The following is an 18,270-nucleotide window of genomic DNA, read 5'->3' as shown; positions in this document are numbered from 1 at the left end:
TGCCCATGAAGGATGTGTTTTTGAAGAAGCTCGCGCTGGTCACGTTCGGGCTTGCGATAACTGGCAGCGGATTTGCCGGTGCCAGTAAAGAACCCATGTCAGCGGAGCAGTTACGTAACGGTCTGGTGCGCTTTGCCCTCGCGAATAATGAACTTGCGCCTGTGCTGAACTCTGCCAGCCGTCTGGAAGGGCCGTCGGCAGACTTCCTTCGGGCCCAGTTGCTACTGGCAAGTGGGCGAACCGAAGATGCGATCTCCGAGCTTAAAGCCGTTATTGACGGCGATTATCACCGGGCGGATGCAGCGCTCCTTCTGGGGAAAACCCTGCTGCACTACCAGGATCCGGAGGCTCAGAAATGGCTCGAGCTGGCAGTACGAGTCGGAGGACGTGAAACAGGTTCGGAGGCCGGCTTTTATCTGGCTGAACTGCACCGGTCAAACGGTCATTCCGAAAAAGCAGGTCAGGTGTTGGGTGGCCTGGCCGCCGGGTACTGGGCCGCTGTCGGCTATATGAACCTTGCCAGCGATTATGCTCGCGAAGATCTCAATGCTGTTCGGGCCCTGGTTTCGTTGAGAGTCGCCCTGGCCATGGCGGAGCAGGACCCAGAAGTGAGTCGTCGCAAGGCGTTGACTGGTCGGTTGCTCGTTCGCGCGGGTTATCTGGCGCTTCAGAACAACGACTACGACAAGGCGATTAGCTTCCTTGAGGGAGTGTCCCTTGACGGCGATAACAACTTGACGGCTCAGGCACTGTATTTTCATGGTTTGGCGCTGTCCAAAAAAGGCAGCAGCCGGGCGGCAATGCAGAGCTGGCACAGGGCGAAGAAGTACCCGCTGGCTTATCCGGGTGTCGCCGATTCGTGGATTGGGATGGGGCGGGGGTACGACCTTTCTGGTTATCTCGGACAATCGGGTGAGGCCTACCTGGCTGCAACTGCCGCGTTTGAAAGCGAACGCGTGACTCTTCGGAATCTGGCTGAACAGATTCGTGAAGGTGGAGCCTACAACACGCTTTTAGCGAAGGCCCGCGATACTGGCGTCGAGTGGTTCCTGGCAGACCATCGAATAAAAACCCAGCCCAGGATTGCCTATCTGCACGAGCTGTTGCAGGAGCCGGAGGCTCAGAAAGCGGTTTCAAGGGTTGCTGAACTGGACGCGGTTGGAAGTGAGCTTGAGCGGGAAGCGCGGGACCTTGATGTCTTCATCCGCAGTTTGAAGTCGCAGTTGACGACATTGTCCCGCCAAAAACCTGATGTTGTTGGCGGTTTGCTTTCCACCCAGCGATTCCTGCACAAAGAACTGTCCGCACTGTCGGCGCAGCCATTGTCTGCCATCCAGAGGGCCAGACTCGACGCCGTTGCTGAAACCCTTGCGGAAACGTCCACTGACCTCACTACCTTTGGGCGTTCTGTCCAGAATCAGCCATTGGAACTTGAGCGCTTGCTGGCCGAAGCCCGCTCGTTGAAGAGTTCTACGGAACGTCTCTACGGGCAGGTCCAGGTTCTCAGGCGCGAAGCCGACCGGCAGCTTGATGAGCTGGCGCTCGAGTTTGTGTCGGTGCAGGACCGCAGGATGGTTCTTGTACAAGATAAAGCCGAGCAGCAGATTGCGCATCTCTACGAATATCTTGCCGTCAGCAAGATGGAGGGGCGCGAACCATGAAGCGTCTAGTAGCAGCTTTGCTGTGTTCCTTTGGCGTAGCGACTTTGTCATGGGCGCAGGAGGCGTTCCGTGTCGAATTGGGCGGCGAGGGAGAAACCATCGGCGACATGCGCCCGGTTTTTCTTCCCTTTGAATCACGACCGATGCCGGCTATTTCTCCGGCAGAGGTGGCGAGGCGGTACCAGAAATTGTTCCGTTCATCGGACGAGCCGGAGGTTCGTATCGATGCATTGAATCGCCTGAGCAATATCCAGACGTTATCCGGTGAAGACATCGGGTTTACACCAGAGGAAGAAACCGCGATCTATCGGGAAGCGATCGGGAGCTACGAATCGATCATCGGTCGTGGTTCCTACAGCGGTCGTCTCGATGAACTGCTCTACCAGATGGCAAAGGCCCACGCGTTAACTGGGCAGGCCGATGAGTCAATCACGCGGCTCAAGCAGTTGGCAGGGCTTTACCCGAAATCTCCCTTCGCGCCAGAAGCCAGATTCCGCGTGGCCGAATCAGCTTTTGCCAGTGGCAACTATCCGGAAGCGGAAGCCGAATACCGCGCGGTACTTGATCAGGTTTCCGGCGATTCCCCTTTGGGCACGAAAGTCCGATTTATGATGGGTTGGAGCCAGTTCAAACAGGGCGTTTCCGCCTGGAACCGGGCGGCGGACAATTTTATTCGGGTTTTGGATGGGTTTCTGCCGGATCAGGAGAGTTTGCTGACGGTCGATAGATCCAGCGTCGATACGATCGACGATACGCTGCGAGTTCTGGCAATGATGGCCGCGCGAACCGATGGAGCAGAGCGACTCTATACCTGGCTCGACGGGGCAGAGGACCGGTACTGGACCTATGTTGTGTTCGATCGCCTCGCGGATTACTACGCAGTGCTGGGACAATACACCGAGAGTGTTGCCGCAAATCAGGCCTTTGTTGATTACTTCCCCAATCATCCGCGCAATCCAGCCTTCCTTGCCCAGGTTGCAGATGTCTGGCTGCTGGCGGACAAGCCGGCGAAGGTCAGGGCGGCAAAGGCGAATTATGTGGCGCAATTTGCTTCGCCGGACCTTTACCAAACGCTCTCCGGGGCGGAACAGGAGCGTTGGCTTCAATTCAGTCGCGAACTGGCGGATTTTCACTACCATTCCGGTTCCAGGAACCTGGCCGCAGGTAATCGGGTAGACGGCCAGCAAGACTTTTCCACCGCAGCAAGTTTCTACGAAGCACTCGCGGGAAGAACCGAGGAATCCGGAGAAGTTCTTCGTCTTGCCGGTGATGCCCGACTCCAGTCCGGACAATACAGTGCAGCGCTGATTGACTTCCAGGAATCAGCCTACACGTTCGGTGGCTATCCCGAGGCGGCGGACGCGGGCTGGGCTGCCATTGTTCTGCTGCGGGAAGGCCTGGACGGTCAACGAACTTCTCCGGGATTCCGAGCTGACATTGATGATCTTGCTCACGAAGCCGTCCGCTTTGAAGTCCACTTCTCCGGAGATGGCCGTCTGGCCGGTTTGCTGGCTGAGCTTTCCGTCCGCTGGTTTGAAAGGGGCGAACTTGAGAAGGCTATAGAGACTGCTCAAAAGGCGGTTTTGCATCCAGGGTCAAACGCTTCAGAGCGTTACGCAGCCTGGCAGGTCGTGGCCAAAGTCCGGCAACATCGTGAAGAGTTTTCGCTGGCAGAGCAAGCCTGGAATAACGTTCTGGAGCAGCTGGGCAGTGGCGAGGTCAGCCCGGCAGGTGCAACCGATGCGCGAGCTGCCCAACATCAATTGGCAACGGTTATCTATCGCCAGGGTGAAGTGGCTGCTGAGGCCGGAAATGTGGATGCGGCCGTCAATCATTTCGAGCGCATTGAGTCGGCACTTCCGGGTTCCGAGATCGCCATCAAGGGGCGTTACGATGCAGCCAATACTCTGTTAATCGCACATCAGTACGCTGCTGCCATCGATGCCTTTACCCGGTTCCGGGCTGATTTTCCTGATCATTCTCTGACGGCCGGGATTAGCGACAAACTGGTCCATGCCCACGTATCGGCCGGTGATCCGGCACAAGCCGCCGACGAGCTGCTTCTGGTTGCCAGGTCCGAATCAAATCCCTGGCCGACACGGCTCAAGGCAGCGGCGCTTTACCATGAGGGCGGTGCCATCGAGTCCAGAAACACCATTTACACGGGGTACCTGGGAACAAGTCCGGTGGTAGAAAGTGCCGACCACCATGTTCTGCAGCAAACCATGCGACAGCGTCTTATAGCGTCCGGGGATGATCCGCTGAAGCTGCAGGAGGCGATTGTTGCCAGCGAACTTGACAGCCAATGGCACTCCGAGGAGACGCTGGCCTGGGCGGCGCGCAGCGCCCTTATTCTGGGCGCAAGGGCCGCAGCGACATTCACCGGAATCCGACTCACGCATCCCTTGGCAGATTCGCTGGACAGAAAGCAGGTTGCGCTCGAAAGCGCGCGCCAACGTTTTCTTGAAGCAGAGAAGTTCGGGGATGAGGTGGTTCGCTCTGAGTCCCTGTACCGCCGTGCCGAGCTTTACCGGGGGTTGGCACAGGATCTGATGGCGTCTTCGGTCCCGGATGATCTGAACGAAATGGAAGCGATGCAATATCAGATGCTGCTTGAGGAAGAAGCCTATCCCTTCGAGGAAAAAGCGATCCGATTGCATTCAGATAATCACCAGCGCATCGCGTCGATCGGTTTCAACGCGTGGATAGGCAGGAGCCTGGATGCACTGGCAAAGATGAATCCGGGGCGATATGACCGGACCGTGCGCTGGATGAGCTGGGCAATGGAGGTGAATGATGGCGCCTGACAGCAAGTGGTTCTGGATTGGAACGGCCTGTGTTCTGCTGACGCTCATGGCCGGGTGCGCGGGCCCCGGGGTAAAGGTACCCCAGGAACCAGCGAAGCCGGAACTGGCCGCGCAGTTCGCCAACGAGGGGAAGCAGGCCTTTGATCAGGGGCGTAAACAGGCTGCGGAAATTGCCTGGCAGAAGGCTGTGAGCCTGAACCCCGCTGACGCCGCAGTGGTCAATAATCTTGCCCTGCTCAAAAAGGAAAACAAGAACTTCAGGGAAGCGGTCACTCTCCTTGAAACCGGTATTCAGTATTCACCGGATGTTGCCGAGTTGCACTACAACCTGGGCGTGATAGCGGAGCTTTACCTTTTGGATCTTGAGAAAGCCCTGATCCATTACCAGCGCTATCGGGAACTGGCGGGTCAGGACGATCAGCGGGTGGCTGGCTGGATTGCGGATCTGGAACGGAGATTAGACTAAGTGCCAAACATGAGACTGAAAGTGCTGGATTCATTGAAGTCGCTGCCCCTGTTACCCCCGCTACTTCTATTGTGCCCGGTGTCGGTGGTGGCCGCGGCGGGTTCTGAATCCGAGGCACCCGAGCTGGGACTGATCGTGAAAGGTATCTCAACCAGCGTGGGGGAGGATAACCCAAGGGTACTCTACATATTGCCATGGCAGCCGCCAACACTACCCCGGCGCGAGCGTCAGGAGCTCAATAGCAGAGCTCCTTCGCTCACTCAGCCTGTCGATGCAGAAGTCCTTGAAAGGCAGCGTGTCTTTCGGGAATCCCTCAACCCACTAACACTGATTCCCGGACGGGAATCTGCCGTGAGCAAGCAGTAATAACGGAGAGTTCAGAAAATGGATACGATTGTTCGGTTTTTCCAGGATGGCGGCCCTTTCATGTACCCGATTGGCGTGGTGCTGGTGATTGGACTTGCGATAACGGTTGAGCGTTTTGTGTACCTCGGCGCCATGCGCCGCCACAACCGGGTGGCCTTTGAACGAGGAATACTCCCACTTCTTAAAAAAGGCGATTACCACAGGGCCATGAAAGCTGCTTCCAGCTCGGACAGCGCGATTGCTGCCATCATGGGAGCTGGCCTTGGGCGCCTTCTGAATAATAGCCGGCGTGAAGATGTGGAATACGCCATGGAAGAAGGGCTGATGGAGGTGCTTCCCCGGCTGGAGAAGCGAACGCAGTACCTGGCAACGCTGGCCAACGTTGCAACACTGCTTGGCCTGCTGGGAACCATCATCGGTCTGATTGCAGCCTTTACTGCGGTTGCAGCTGCAGATCCCTCGCAGAAAGCGAGTCTGCTGTCTGAAAGTATTTCCGTCGCCATGAATACCACGGCGTTTGGTCTGATGTCTGCCATTCCATTGCTGATGTTCCATGCGGTCTTACAGACCAAAACCAACGAAATTGTCGACAGCTTCGAAATGGCTGGCGTAAAGCTGCTCAACATGATTGCCGATCCGAAACAGCCGGGTGTGGTTGCCTGATCTGGAATCCACTTAATCATGGACGTGAGCAGCAAGAGTAAGCAGTTATGAGACGCCGACATCGACGAATTACCAGCTCACCCGAGCTCGATATCACTGCGTTCCTGAATCTGATGATTGTGCTGGTGCCCGTGCTTCTGCTGGGTATGGTCTTCAGTCAGGTGCGGATGATCGAGCTCAATTTTCCGGGTACCCAAAGTGGTGATGTGCCACCACAGGAGGAGTTGAAGCTGGTTGTGACGCTTATTCCGGAAGGGATCGAGATTGGGGATAGTGAACGAGGAGTGATAAAGGTTCTTCCTGCCAAAGCGGGCGAGCAGAATTACGCCGAACTGCGCTTTGTGCTTCGACAGATCAAGACTCGCATACCGGACAAGACTGATATCGTTCTTGAGGTTGGCCCCGAGATTGATTATCAGACCCTGGTGAGCACGATGGATACCGTCCGCTCTTACCCTGCCGTCGTTGCCGCCAGTGTTGTCGAAGGCGAGCTGTTCCCGGATGTCGCCCTCATGGACGCGCAGGAAGACCGACAGCTGGTTACGACCTCCAGCAGCGCGAGTGGAGGTGGCGTATGAAAGCTTCTCGCAGAGCTCAGCGTATGCAGCGGCATTACGGACGCATGCACAGGGCAGGCGGGCTGAATCTGGTGTCCCTGATGGATATCTTTACCATTCTGGTGTTCTTCCTGATGGTGAACTCCTCCGACGTCAAGGTGATGCAGAACACTGCCGACGTGCCTTTGCCAACGTCGACGGTCGATCAACAGGCGGTTGAAAATCTGACTGTGCAGGTAACCGGTGGTGCCATTCTGGTGCAGGGTAGGGAAGTGGCGCGGCTCGACAGTATTGTTGGTGCCGACGCCCATATTTCCGGGCTTTCCGACGAGCTGGCTTATCGTCGGGGAAAATGGCAAGAAATTCCGGAGCAGGGCCTTGAAGTTACGATCATGGCCGGCAAGGATACCGACTACCGTCTGCTCAGAAAGATCATGCAAACGTGCGTAGATGAAGAGTTCCGACAGGTTCGCCTGGCGGTCGAGCCGGAGGTGCGCAGTGGCTGAATCTCGCAACATGGATGTGCGCAGCAGTGGTCTGCCATGGAGTTCTTCCATTGGCGAGAACCGGCGTTTCGGGCTCATCCTAGGGCTTCTGTTTGCGCTTACCTTACCGCCGGCCCTGATGATTCCGTTACTGGATGTGCCGGAAATTGAACGGAACGAAGCGGAGAAGGTTGCGCCCCGGCTGGCACGACTGATGGAGCGGGCCAAGCCCCTGCCGCCTCCTGAGCCGGTCAAGCCTGAGTCGGAGCCCGAACCTGAACCTGAACCCGCCGAGGTGAATCCGCCAAAGTCAGAGCCAGTTCAGCAGGTGGCGAAACCAGAGCCCAGGCCGGAACCTGTTTCGAAGCCTGAGGCCGCACCAAAGCAGACCCTCGAACAAGCGCGCCAGAAGGCATCGCAGTCGGGCCTTCTCGCGATGAAAGATCGACTGGCATCGTTGCGCAAGCCGGACAACGAATCCGTCCAGACTCTCACAGCGAACACCAGTGGCAGTGCTTATGCGTCGAACCCCGTGCCCGATTCCAAAACAGCCCTTCAGGGCAGTGGCGGAGTGACAGATTCTGCAATGCCGGAGACCAAAGTTGCCGTCGAGGGACATGAAGTCAAGCAGGTCCAGGTGGCCAGTGCCCCGGTTCAAAAGCCACAGCCCGTCAAAGCAGCTTCGTCTTCCGGAGATGGTGAACGGGCCATGAGCAGCATTCGGCAGAAGTTCTACGCTCAGCAGTCCGCCTTGTACGCCCTTTATCGACGCGAGCACCGTCAGGATCCTATGCTGGAAGGCACGGTTCTTCTGGAACTGGTCATTGAGCCGGATGGGTCCGTGTCGGATTGCCAGGTGGTTAACTCTGAGTTGGGGAATCCCATGTTGGAGCAGAGGCTTGCCATGCGAGTCCGCATGTTCAACTTCGGGTCGGCGAACGTCGAAACCCGCCGTGTGCGCTTCCCGCTGGATTTCGTACCCGGCTGATCCGTTCACAAGTTAGCCGATCGAGGCTGGTGTTTGAGTCTTGATCGGCCCCACCTCTACCAGCGCCATTTTACCAATGTTTGCATTTCGCCCCTTTCACAGAGGCGTTCATTAGCAGTGCACTTCTGTTCTATTGAGATTTTTCCGAACCTTTTGCCTGCCTGAAGCGTGCGTATTAGGCCGCGTTAAGAGTGATATGCTCAGCCAAGAAAAGGCGCCACGGTTGGTGTTATTGGGGAATCCGTAGAACTACCTCATCGATACCAAAACTGCTATTCTCTCCCCAACTTTTCACTACCGAGACTTTGGTAGGGTTGATTTTTAATCAGCATTAAGCTCGTAAAGCCTGACAATTAGAAAACACTGAACAGGAGATGGTGATGGATTTTGAGCAGTTCTATCAGGACAAATACCCGGCTGGTGTATCCCTCGACGTTGATTTCGACAAATACACCAGCATGGTGGACGTGTTTGAACAGGCGGTAAAAAAATACGCGGATCGTCCTGCTTTTAGTGCTGTCGGTGTAACTCTCACCTACCGTGATCTCGACACTCAGAGCCGCAATTTCGCGGCGTGGCTGCAGAACAAGACGGACCTGAAACCAGGCGACCGTATTGCCGTTCAGATGCCCAACGTGTGTCAGTATCCTGTTGTTGTGTTTGGTGCAATGCGTGCCGGGCTGATTGTGGTCAACACCAACCCGCTTTACACCGCCCGCGAGATGGAACACCAGTTCAATGATTCCGGTGCCAAAGCACTGGTTGTGCTGGCAAACATGGCGGAGAACGCAGAGAAGGTCGTTCCGCATACCGGCATTGAACATGTGATCGTGACCGAGATCGCGGACCTCCATTCGCCGATCAAGCGGACGCTGATGAACGCCGTGGTCAAGCACGTAAAGAAGATGGTTCCGGCTTTCAACATCCCGGGTGCGCACAAGTTGCCGGCGGTTCTGAGTGCCGGTGCTCGTGAGAAGTTCACACCGGTTGAATGCAAGAAAGACGACATTGCGGTCTTGCAGTACACCGGGGGTACGACGGGTGTAGCAAAAGGTGCCATGCTCACCCACGGGAACCTCGTGGCCAACCTTCAGCAGACCCGTACCATGATGGGCGGTGTCCTGATTGAGGGTCAGGAGGTGGTAATTGCACCTCTGCCGCTTTACCACATTTACTCCTTCACGCTGAACTGCGGCATTATGCTGGAAGCCGGTGGTCATAACGTGCTGATTCCGAATCCGCGCGATATTCCGGGCTTCGTGAAAGAACTGAAAAATCACAAGTTCACGTGTTTTCTGGGGTTGAACACCTTGTTTGTTGCCCTGTGCAATAACGAAGATTTCTGCAATCTTGATTTCAGTGGGCTTAAGCTTACCTCTTCAGGCGGTATGGCTCTGACCAGCGACACCGCCAAGACATGGCAGAAGGTAACTGGCTGTGAGATTTCCGAAGGTTACGGTATGACCGAAACCTCGCCGGTGGTTACCTTTAACCCCTACGGGGCTGTGCAGATCGGTACCATTGGCTTGCCTGTGCCTAACACGCTGATCAAGACCATTGACGAAGATGGTAAAGAAACCCCCGTCGGTGAGCCAGGCGAGCTCTGCGTGAAGGGACCGCAGGTCATGCGCGGTTACTGGCAGCGTCCGGAAGATACCCAGAAATCGTTCACCGAGGATGGCTACCTACTTACCGGTGACGTAGCGCTCGTGCAGGAAGACGGTTACCTGCGTATCGTCGACAGGAAGAAAGACATGATCATTGTGTCTGGCTTCAACGTGTTCCCCAACGAAATCGAAGATGTGGTAACCAGCCATCCAAAAGTGGTTGAGTGTGCTGCCGTCGGTATTCCCGATGCCAAGAGCGGGGAAGCCGTGAAAGTCTTCCTGGTGCCGGCTGAAGACAGTGTCACTGAGAACGAACTGCGCGAGTTCTGTCGTGAGCGCCTGACCGCTTACAAGGTGCCCAAGCACTTTGAGTTCCGCGACGAACTGCCGAAGACCAACGTTGGTAAAATTCTGCGTCGTGAACTTCGCGACGAAGCCAACAAGTAAATCCTGAAGGCCGGTCCCTGCTGACACCATGTAAGCAGGGATGCCGCATTCCCACCCCGCTTCGGCGGGGTTTTGCGTTTGTAAGAGACACGTTTGCCGATAGACTGTCCGACTAACCCTGAATCGATGACTGCTGGATTTCGATGACACGTAACGCTCAACAAGCCGATAAATCGCCGATAAACGGCCACGCCTGGGCCAAAGACATCACCGAACAGCTGGAAGCATGTAACCAGCTTGAGGCTGCCCGTATTGTCCGTGCCGTGGCGCGCCACAGGGGAAAGCCCGGTCAGAAAGATCTGGAAAAGATGAACCGATGGCTGGAACGTGGCAAGGAGGTCGTTCAGCACCGGCGTTCGTTGCACAAGCCGGTCAGCTACCCGGACGGGCTTCCGGTGTCGGAGCGAGTCGCCGACATCCGCGACGCCATCGAGCATAACCAGGTCGTGATCATTGCCGGGGAAACCGGCTCCGGCAAAACCACGCAGATTCCCAAGATTTGCCTGGACAGTGGGCGGGGTATTCGGGGGCTGATCGGTCACACTCAGCCCAGGCGGATTGCGGCTCGCAGTGTGGCCACTCGCATTGCCGAGGAGATCGGAGAACAAATTGGCCAGCAGATTGGTTATCAGGTCCGTTTTACCGATGTGACCTCGGAGCAGTCACGGGTCAAGGTCATGACCGACGGTATCCTTCTGGCGGAAGTGCAAAATGACCGGTTTCTGGATCGCTATGACACGCTGATCATCGACGAAGCTCATGAGCGTAGCCTTAATATTGATTTCCTGCTCGGCTACCTGCGCCAACTCCTCCCGAAACGACCGGATCTGAAGGTCATCATCACCTCCGCTACCATCGAGGTGGAGCGTTTCAGTGCGTTCTTCGACAAGGCGCCCGTCATTGAGGTGAGTGGTCGAACCTATCCGGTGGATGTCCGTTACCGACCATTGACCGGAGACGAAGACGATCGCGATCAGGGATGGACGGATGGCGTGCTCAGTGCGCTGGAAGAAATTGAAGATCACGAGAGATCCGCAAAACAGCCTCCGGGCGACGTACTGGTGTTCCTGCCCGGCGAACGGGAAATTCGCAACCTGAGCAAAGTGCTTCGGCATGCGGACCTGAAGCATACCGAAGTCCTTCCGTTGTATTCCCGGTTAAGTGCGCAGGAACAGAACCGGGTTTTCCAAACCCACCGCGGACGACGAATTGTGCTGTCGACCAACGTCGCTGAAACGTCCCTGACCGTGCCGGGAATCCGGTACGTCATTGATACGGGGGTGGCTCGTATCAGCCGGTACAGTGTCCGTTCGAAGATTCAGAGACTGCCGGTAGAGCCTATCTCCCAGGCCAGCGCCAACCAGCGCGCGGGTCGGTGTGGGCGTGTGGCGCCGGGCATCTGCTTCCGGCTGTACGACGAAACGGATTTTATCAACCGACCTGAGTACACAGACCCGGAGATTCTCCGCACCAACCTGGCGTCGGTCATTCTGCAGATGGCGACGTCTGGATTGGGCGACATCCGAAAGTTCCCATTTCTGGAAGCGCCGGACCGCCGTCAGGTCAACGATGGCTACAAACTGCTTGAAGAATTGGGTGCCGTTGACGACAAGCGGCGGGTGAGCCGGGTTGGCCGCAGCATGGCACGACTTCCTCTCGACCCCCGGCTTGCGAGAATGCTGATTACCGCCGCAGAGCAGGGTAGTCTGGCGGAGACCCTGATCATCATTGCCGGGCTGAGTGTGCAGGACCCGAGGGAGCGACCTCAGGAAAAGCAGCAGGCAGCGGACCAGGCTCATGCGCCGTTCAACGACAAGGAATCCGATTTCGTTACCTTGCTGAACATCTGGAATTTCTACGAGGAGCAGCGTCAGGAGCTTTCACAGAACCAGATGAAGAAGGTGTGCCAGAAGCACTTTCTCAGCTGGATGCGAATGCGGGAATGGCGGGATGTCCATCGACAGTTGACCTTGTTATGTCGCGAGCAAAAGTTCCAGTTCAACGACAAGTCTGCGAGCTATGACGCGCTTCACCGGGCTATTCTGGCGGGGCTGCTTGGCCAGGTAGCGGTGAAATTTGAGAAGAGAGAGTACCTGGCGACCCGTAACCGGAAGGTGCTGATCTTCCCGGGCTCCAAGGTTGCCAAGAGTTCGCCTAAATGGATCGTGGCTGCGGAAATCGTTGAAACCAGTCGGGTGTTCGCCCGCATGGTGGCCTCGATACAGCCGGAGTGGATCGAGCCCCTGGCGGGGCATGTCGTCAAGCATCATTACTTCGAGCCCCATTGGGAACAGAAACGTGCCCAGGTCATGGGCTACGAAAAGGTCACGCTGTACGGCCTGGATGTAGTGCCCAAACGACGGATTGCCTACAGCAAGGTGGATCCTGCGGAATGCCGAAACCTGTTTATACGCCGGGCGCTGGTGGAAGGGGATTACCGGTCCAGGGCGCCTTTCATTGCCCGTAATAGGGCAATGCTCGATACCGTCGAGAATCTGGAAAAGAAAACCCGCCGACGCGACCTTCTGGTGGACGACGAAGTTCTGGTGGCCTTTTACGACGAGCGGCTACCCGCGGACATTGTGAGCGGTCGTCACTTCGAAAGCTGGTGGAAAGGCCTGTCTGCGGACGAGCTGAAACGCCTGGAGCTGTCCGAGGACGACGTTTTGCAGAGGCCGCTTGATGCAGGCGCTGCGGAACTGTATCCGGATTACCTGGAATGGGAAGGTGTTCGTTATCCCCTTTCTTATGAATTCGAGCCCACCAGCGAAATAGATGGTGTAACCCTGCAGGTGCCCCTCATGGCGTTGAAGCAGATACCCTCCCGTCGGTTGGAATGGCTGGTTCCGGGACTGCTGCGGGAAAAATGCATTGCGCTGGTTAAGGGATTGCCTAAATCCCTGCGTCGAAATTTCGTGCCGGTTCCGGATTTTGTCGATGCGGCGCTGGCCAATATGGAGCCCAGTAACGAACCACTGGCGCTTCAGCTGGGCGACCAACTGCGCCGAATGACCGGTGTGCAGATCGACTCTGACGTCTGGCCTGACGCTGAACTGCCTCGGCACCTGAGAATGGGACTGCGGGTCCTGGGAGACAAGGGCAAGGTGCTGGCGGAAGGCCGTGATCCTTCTGCCATTCAGGATCAGCTGGAGGGCAGGGCGGAGCAGGCATTGGCAGATGCCGCCAGTGAGGATAAGGGCACACCGTCGACGCCCGAGGCGGAGGACTGGCAATTCGGAACGCTCCCTGAAGAGGTGCAGACGGAAAAAGGCGGCATGCAGGTGACGGTGTACCCGGGGCTGGAGGATCTCGGTGGCAAGGTGCGCCAGATTCGCTGTCTCGACCCGCTCACTGCTGAAGATACGACTCGCAAGGCGGTGGCTCGCCTGATTATCAACCGTTTTGGCAAGACCCTCGACGACCTTGACCGCAAGTTGCCTCATTTCAAACAGTCAGCGCTCCTGTTTGCGCCCGTGGGTCAGGCGAAGGTTCTGCTGGATGATCTTGTGCTGGCAACCGCCATGGCTCATTTTCTCACCGAGGGCGTTCCCCGGAGTTCCGATGCGCTCGAGACGCTGTTTAACCGGCATCGCGGCGATTTTATTCCTGCGCTGGAGAAGGCAGACGCGAGCTTGCATCGCGCACTGTCCGGCTACCAGAAGGTGGCCAAGCAGCTCAAGGGCAAGATCAATCTCGCCCTGGCCAACAGCATGGCCGATCTCAAATTCCAGTTACAGCATCTGGTGTATCCGGGCTTCCTGGTCGAAACACCGCCGGAGTGGCTGGCGGAATATGGACGTTATTTCGAAGCTGCACTGATTCGACTGGACAAAATGCCCCGCGAAATGGGCCGCGAGCGAGAATTTCTGCACACCATCGAGCCACTTTGGTCCCGCTATGCCACCAAAAAGGCGACGCAGGAGCGTCTGGGCGTCAGGGATGCGGAACTGGTGTTGTACCGCTGGATGCTGGAGGAATTCCGCGTGTCATTTTTTGCCCAGCAGCTGGGAACAAAGATGACGGTGTCGGTCAAACGTCTGGATAAGCAGTGGGAGCAAACCCGCGTATGACCCGCCAACAGCGTCTTCGACCTTAGGCGTAGGGAGGGGGTGTTGCGCCGGGCAAAGCGCAGAGAGTGTGTTAGTATTCCTGCCACTGTGAAAGTCAAGAATTCTGTTCCAACGACCATGACGTGGAGTAAGCGTGATTAAAGCCGTCATTAGCGGAACCGGTCTGTACACACCGCCCGCATCGATTGATAACGACGAACTGGTTGAGGCATTTAACCAGTACGTTGAAAGGTTCAACTCCGAACATGCGGAAGAGATCGCCCGGGGCGATCTGGAGCCCCTCCAGCCATCTGCGTCGTCGTTCATTGAAAAGGCCTCCGGTATCAAGCGCCGACATGTGGTTGATCGGGAGGGTATCCTGAACCCGGATCGGATGGCTCCTTATATTCCGGAGCGAAGTAACGACGAACCGTCGGTACAGTGCGACATGGCCGTTGCGGCCTGTAAGGGAGCGATGGAGCAGGCCGGCAAGACCGCCAGCGATGTGGATGCTGTCATTGTGGCCTGTTCGAATCTGCAGCGTGCCTATCCGGCTGTTGCCATTGAAGTGCAGCAGGCGCTCGGTATTGATGGCTTTGCCTACGACATGAACGTGGCCTGCAGTTCCGCAACCTTTGGTTTGCAGGCGGCAGTCAATTCCGTTGAAAACGGTTCCGCCCGTGCCGTGCTGGTGGTGAGTCCCGAAATTTGCTCCGGCCATCTGAACTTCCGCGACCGAGACAGCCATTTCATTTTCGGTGACGCCTGTACTGCCATCCTGGTGGAGCGGGAGGAAGATGTTGCTGAAGGGCAGGGCTTCGAAATTCTTGGCACCCGCCTGAAAACCCAGTTTTCCAACAACATCCGCAATAACTTCGGCTTCCTGAACCGCGCCGACGAATCCGGCATAGGCAAGCCCGACAAACTGTTCATCCAGCAGGGGCGCAAGGTGTTCAAGGAAGTGTCTCCGCTGGTGGCTGAGACTATCCAGAAACAGCTGGAATCGCTCTCACTGAGCCCGGATGATTTGCGCCGGATGTGGCTGCACCAGGCAAACCTGAACATGAATCAGTTGATTGCCCGCCGGGTGCTGGGGCGTGATGCGGCCGCTGATGAAGCGCCTGTTATTCTGGATGAGTACGCCAATACCAGTTCAGCCGGTTCGATCATTGCCTTCCACAAATTCAAGGAGGATTTCGAGCAGGGCGATATTGGCGTTATCTGTTCCTTTGGCGCAGGCTATTCCATTGGCAGCGTGGTCGTTCGTCACCGCTGATACCGGCGTCAGCTCGCTGCCAGCGCCCTCAGGGTGTCTGGCAGCGGCGCAGACGTTCGGGTTTTCCGGTCAAACCACACAATTTTCGCGTATCCTTCCGAATAAACGTCGCCCGAGTTCGCATCCCTGAGCAGGTAATAGGTGTCGAGGCTGGTGTTTCCTGCCTTGTCTACGTATGTTTCTACCAACAGGGTGGCTGGGTGATATAACTCCTTCAGAAACGTGGCGCTGGTCTTTATAATGACCGGGCCGGTGGGTTCCTCCGGGCCGCCCAATTGCAAGGAAGTGAGCCAGGCAATTCGGGCTTCCTCATAAAAACGAAAATAGACGGTGTTGTTGGCGTGGCCGTATGCGTCCATGTCTCCCCACCGGAGTGGAACTTCAAGCGTAGCGACCTTTTTTCCGGGAATTGTCATTACTTTCCTCTGGATTGGCTGAATAACGTTCTCAAAATCGGGCGCCGGTATTCTCAACGAATTGAGTTGAATGAAACAACCTACAGAGTAACGAATGAAAAAAGCTTTTCTGCGGCGTTGGAGTTTGCTGTCCGTCACGTTAGGCCTGTGCCTGATGCTTCCAGTCTCCCCGGCGGTTTCCCAGCCACTGCCTGAAACGGATGCTGGCGAGGTCATGGCGTTTCAAGCCAATGACCCTTATGAGAACTGGAACCGGAAGGTTTATCGGTTCAATGACACGATCGATCGGTGGTTCCTCAAACCCGTGGCGCAAACCTACCGGACGATCACACCGGATTTCGTGGATCGGGGTATCACCAACTTTTTCGGCAATCTTGATGAGGTCCGAAACTTCGTCAACAGCTTGCTGCAGCTAAAGGGCGAGTCCGCCGTGGTGGCGGCAGGCCGGTTTACCTACAACACAGTGTTCGGGCTCGCCGGCTTTATTGACGTGGCAACAGTCTTTGATCTGCCAGCGCGGCCTGAGGATTTCGGTCAAACCCTGGGGCACTGGGGCGTTGGCTCCGGGCCTTATCTGGTGATTCCTCTGCTGGGGCCGTCAACACCCCGGCGCCTGGGTGGATACGGTGCCGATTTGCTGGTGCTGCCATCCCTATGGGATAACGTGGACAGCCCCTACAACTATTACGCACGGGGCGTTCAGCTGGTTGACCGGCGGGCAGACCTGATTCCCGCCGAGAGCTTCATTTCCGGCGACAGCTATACCTTTGTTCGGAACGCATTCCTTCAGCGCAGGGAGTTTCTCATCAATGATGGTGTGGTGGTGGAAGACCCCTTTGCCAGTGGCGATGATGAGCTGATGCTTGAGGATTTCTGATCGGATTTATCTGGCGAGCAATAGTGGAGGGCTTCGGTGTTTAGGGATCCAAGGATCAAGAAATACAGAAAAATGCTGGCCGAAGCCGAGAACTATGAGGTCTGGAAAGCGGCGGCGTTGGAGCTCGATATTCTCGAGGGCAATGCCGACTGGAAGGAAGATTTCTCCTCCGATCTTTACCACTACGAACTGATCTACGATCGTCTGAGCCACCTCAAGCAGTATCGTCAGCAGAACGATTTTCACCGGCTCAAACGAGCGCTCAGAGAAGGCCTGCACCACGATCTGGGGAATCTCGGAAATCCGGCGCTGTACCGTCGCTCCAGGGTGGGCACCAAGCACCTCATCGAGGAATACATTACCCAGGCCTGTGAGGCCCTGGACTTTCTTTGCGATCATCCCGTCCCTGATTTTCCGGTTGAGGAAAAGCTGCGCTTCTTCCGGGAGACCCTCAAAAGTTTTGGCCGTCCCACCCTGTTGCTGAGTGGCGGTGCAACCCTCGGGATTTTTCACTTTGGCGTTATCAAGGCGCTCTGGGAAAAGGGGCTGCTGCCCCAGGTGGTGGCCGGCTCAAGTATTGGGGCCATTATCGCCGGTATCCTAGGGGTACATACCGACGCCGAAATCCCGGAGATGCTGGTTCCCGAAACCCATAACCTCAAGGCGTGGAAGTGGCGCGGACTGCTCAGCGCCATGCGTGGCGATGGTCTGATGGACCAGGAGCAGCTTAAACGATGTCTCCGCGAGAACATCGGTGAATACACGTTCGAAGAGGCCTACGAGCGCACTGGCCGTTCCATTAATATCAGCGTTTCCCCCATTCAGACGCATCAAAAAGCGCGGCTGCTTTGCGGATACACTTCGCCTTACCTGATGGTATGGAGTGCTGCACTTGCCAGTGCGGCGGTCCCAGGCGTATTCCCGCCAGTGACCCTGATGAAGAAGGACATACACGGAAACGTCCTGCCGTATATGCCAAGGCTGAAGTTTGTGGATGGGTCGGTGGTGAGTGACTTGCCCATTGAACGGCTCATGCACCTGTACGACGTGAATTTCACCATTGTCAGCCAGACGAATCCGCATGTGGTGCCGTTCCTGGGCGATCAGGCTGACGATGACAGGCTGTCGCTATCCCGGCTTCCGCTCCACCTGCTGAAGTCGGAAGTGCAGTTTCATGGTCAGGGGGTTTTCGATTACTTGCGCAAGCGAGTGCGACCGGAGCTGCTTCGTCAGGCTTCCGGGCAGCTTTACACGATGATGGCCCAGCGCTATTCGGGCGATGTCACCATTGCGCCCACCTATTCGTTCCGGGACTACGGTCGGATGTTGGCGAATCCGGACCCCAAATACCTGCGCCAGATGATTCTGGCAGGAGAGCGGGCGACTTGGCCAAAAATCTCGATGATTCGTTCCCATGCCCGGATTTCCAAGACCCTGGAGCGATGCGTTGCACGTCTTAAACAGGGTAGAGGGCACAGCGGCGAGCTCCGACTGGTCAGGAAAAACGATTCCGGGAACGCCTGAGATGACAGCCCCTTGGCGCCAACGGTATGATACGGCGATAGTTAAAGGGGCGCGCTCCACAGCGATTCCCGACGCCTGAGC

General features: G+C 56.5%; 14 protein-coding genes. 13 read left to right on the top strand and 1 reads right to left on the bottom strand.

Annotation, left to right across the window (positions count from 1 at the left end):
* Positions 1-5 precede the first annotated feature (5 nt).
* From QVZ43_RS11635 to QVZ43_RS11585, 11 genes are all read left to right on the top strand, one after another.
* Positions 6-1,661 carry a tetratricopeptide repeat protein gene (locus tag QVZ43_RS11635; RefSeq protein ID WP_302910070.1) on the top strand — a complete coding sequence of 552 codons (1,656 nt, stop codon included), beginning with the start codon at positions 6-8 and terminating at the stop codon, positions 1,659-1,661.
* A complete protein-coding gene (locus tag QVZ43_RS11630; RefSeq protein WP_302910069.1) occupies positions 1,658-4,468 on the top strand; it encodes a tetratricopeptide repeat protein in 2,811 nt (936 codons plus the stop codon). The genes QVZ43_RS11635 and QVZ43_RS11630 overlap by 4 nt, the downstream gene beginning before the upstream one ends.
* Positions 4,455-4,934, top strand: coding sequence for a tetratricopeptide repeat protein (locus tag QVZ43_RS11625; protein ID WP_302910068.1), 480 nt, complete (start codon positions 4,455-4,457; stop codon positions 4,932-4,934). The genes QVZ43_RS11630 and QVZ43_RS11625 overlap by 14 nt, the downstream gene beginning before the upstream one ends.
* Positions 4,935-4,943: 9 nt before the next feature.
* Positions 4,944-5,300, top strand: a complete 357-nt coding sequence (locus QVZ43_RS11620) for a hypothetical protein (RefSeq protein WP_420890928.1) — start codon at positions 4,944-4,946, stop codon at positions 5,298-5,300.
* 18 nt (positions 5,301-5,318) lie between these two features.
* Positions 5,319-5,963, top strand: coding sequence for a MotA/TolQ/ExbB proton channel family protein (locus QVZ43_RS11615; RefSeq protein ID WP_302910066.1), 645 nt, complete (start codon positions 5,319-5,321; stop codon positions 5,961-5,963).
* 47 nt (positions 5,964-6,010) lie between these two features.
* A complete protein-coding gene (locus QVZ43_RS11610; protein ID WP_302910065.1) occupies positions 6,011-6,541 on the top strand; it encodes an ExbD/TolR family protein in 531 nt (176 codons plus the stop codon).
* On the top strand, positions 6,538-7,026 hold the full coding sequence (locus QVZ43_RS11605; protein WP_223793403.1) for an ExbD/TolR family protein: 489 nt from the start codon (positions 6,538-6,540) through the stop codon (positions 7,024-7,026). Before QVZ43_RS11610 ends, QVZ43_RS11605 begins: the two co-directional genes overlap by 4 nt.
* Complete coding sequence (locus QVZ43_RS11600) at positions 7,019-7,993, top strand: TonB family protein (protein WP_302910064.1); 975 nt, start codon at positions 7,019-7,021, stop codon at positions 7,991-7,993. Before QVZ43_RS11605 ends, QVZ43_RS11600 begins: the two co-directional genes overlap by 8 nt.
* Positions 7,994-8,373: 380 nt before the next feature.
* Positions 8,374-10,047 carry an AMP-binding protein gene (locus QVZ43_RS11595; RefSeq protein WP_223793405.1) on the top strand — a complete coding sequence of 558 codons (1,674 nt, stop codon included), beginning with the start codon at positions 8,374-8,376 and terminating at the stop codon, positions 10,045-10,047.
* A gap of 143 nt (positions 10,048-10,190) precedes the next feature.
* Positions 10,191-14,117 carry an ATP-dependent RNA helicase HrpA gene (gene hrpA, locus QVZ43_RS11590; RefSeq protein ID WP_302910063.1) on the top strand — a complete coding sequence of 1,309 codons (3,927 nt, stop codon included), beginning with the start codon at positions 10,191-10,193 and terminating at the stop codon, positions 14,115-14,117.
* A 133-nt stretch (positions 14,118-14,250) separates the two neighbouring features.
* A complete protein-coding gene (locus tag QVZ43_RS11585) occupies positions 14,251-15,372 on the top strand; it encodes a beta-ketoacyl-ACP synthase III (RefSeq protein WP_302910062.1) in 1,122 nt (373 codons plus the stop codon).
* 8 nt (positions 15,373-15,380) lie between these two features.
* On the opposite strand, the gene QVZ43_RS11580 is transcribed toward QVZ43_RS11585, so the two are convergent.
* Positions 15,381-15,788 carry an acyl-CoA thioesterase gene (locus QVZ43_RS11580; RefSeq protein WP_223793408.1) on the bottom strand — a complete coding sequence of 136 codons (408 nt, stop codon included), beginning with the start codon at positions 15,786-15,788 and terminating at the stop codon, positions 15,381-15,383.
* A gap of 94 nt (positions 15,789-15,882) precedes the next feature.
* Here QVZ43_RS11580 and QVZ43_RS11575 point away from each other — a divergent pair, with 94 nt between their 5' ends.
* Together QVZ43_RS11575 and QVZ43_RS11570 are read left to right on the top strand one after the other, a co-directional pair.
* Positions 15,883-16,665 carry an MlaA family lipoprotein gene (locus tag QVZ43_RS11575; RefSeq protein ID WP_302910061.1) on the top strand — a complete coding sequence of 261 codons (783 nt, stop codon included), beginning with the start codon at positions 15,883-15,885 and terminating at the stop codon, positions 16,663-16,665.
* A 36-nt stretch (positions 16,666-16,701) separates the two neighbouring features.
* The gene (locus QVZ43_RS11570) at positions 16,702-18,189 is read left to right on the top strand and encodes a DUF3336 domain-containing protein (RefSeq protein ID WP_302910060.1); all 1,488 of its coding nucleotides are present in this window, start codon (positions 16,702-16,704) and stop codon (positions 18,187-18,189) included.
* Positions 18,190-18,270 lie beyond the last annotated feature (81 nt).

The organism is Marinobacter suaedae (genome assembly GCF_030519635.1).
Taxonomy (GTDB): Bacteria; Pseudomonadota; Gammaproteobacteria; order Pseudomonadales; family Oleiphilaceae; genus Marinobacter; species Marinobacter suaedae.
The sequence above is the reverse complement of the archived record's forward strand: the minus strand, read 5'-3'. Positions and strand labels throughout refer to the sequence as shown.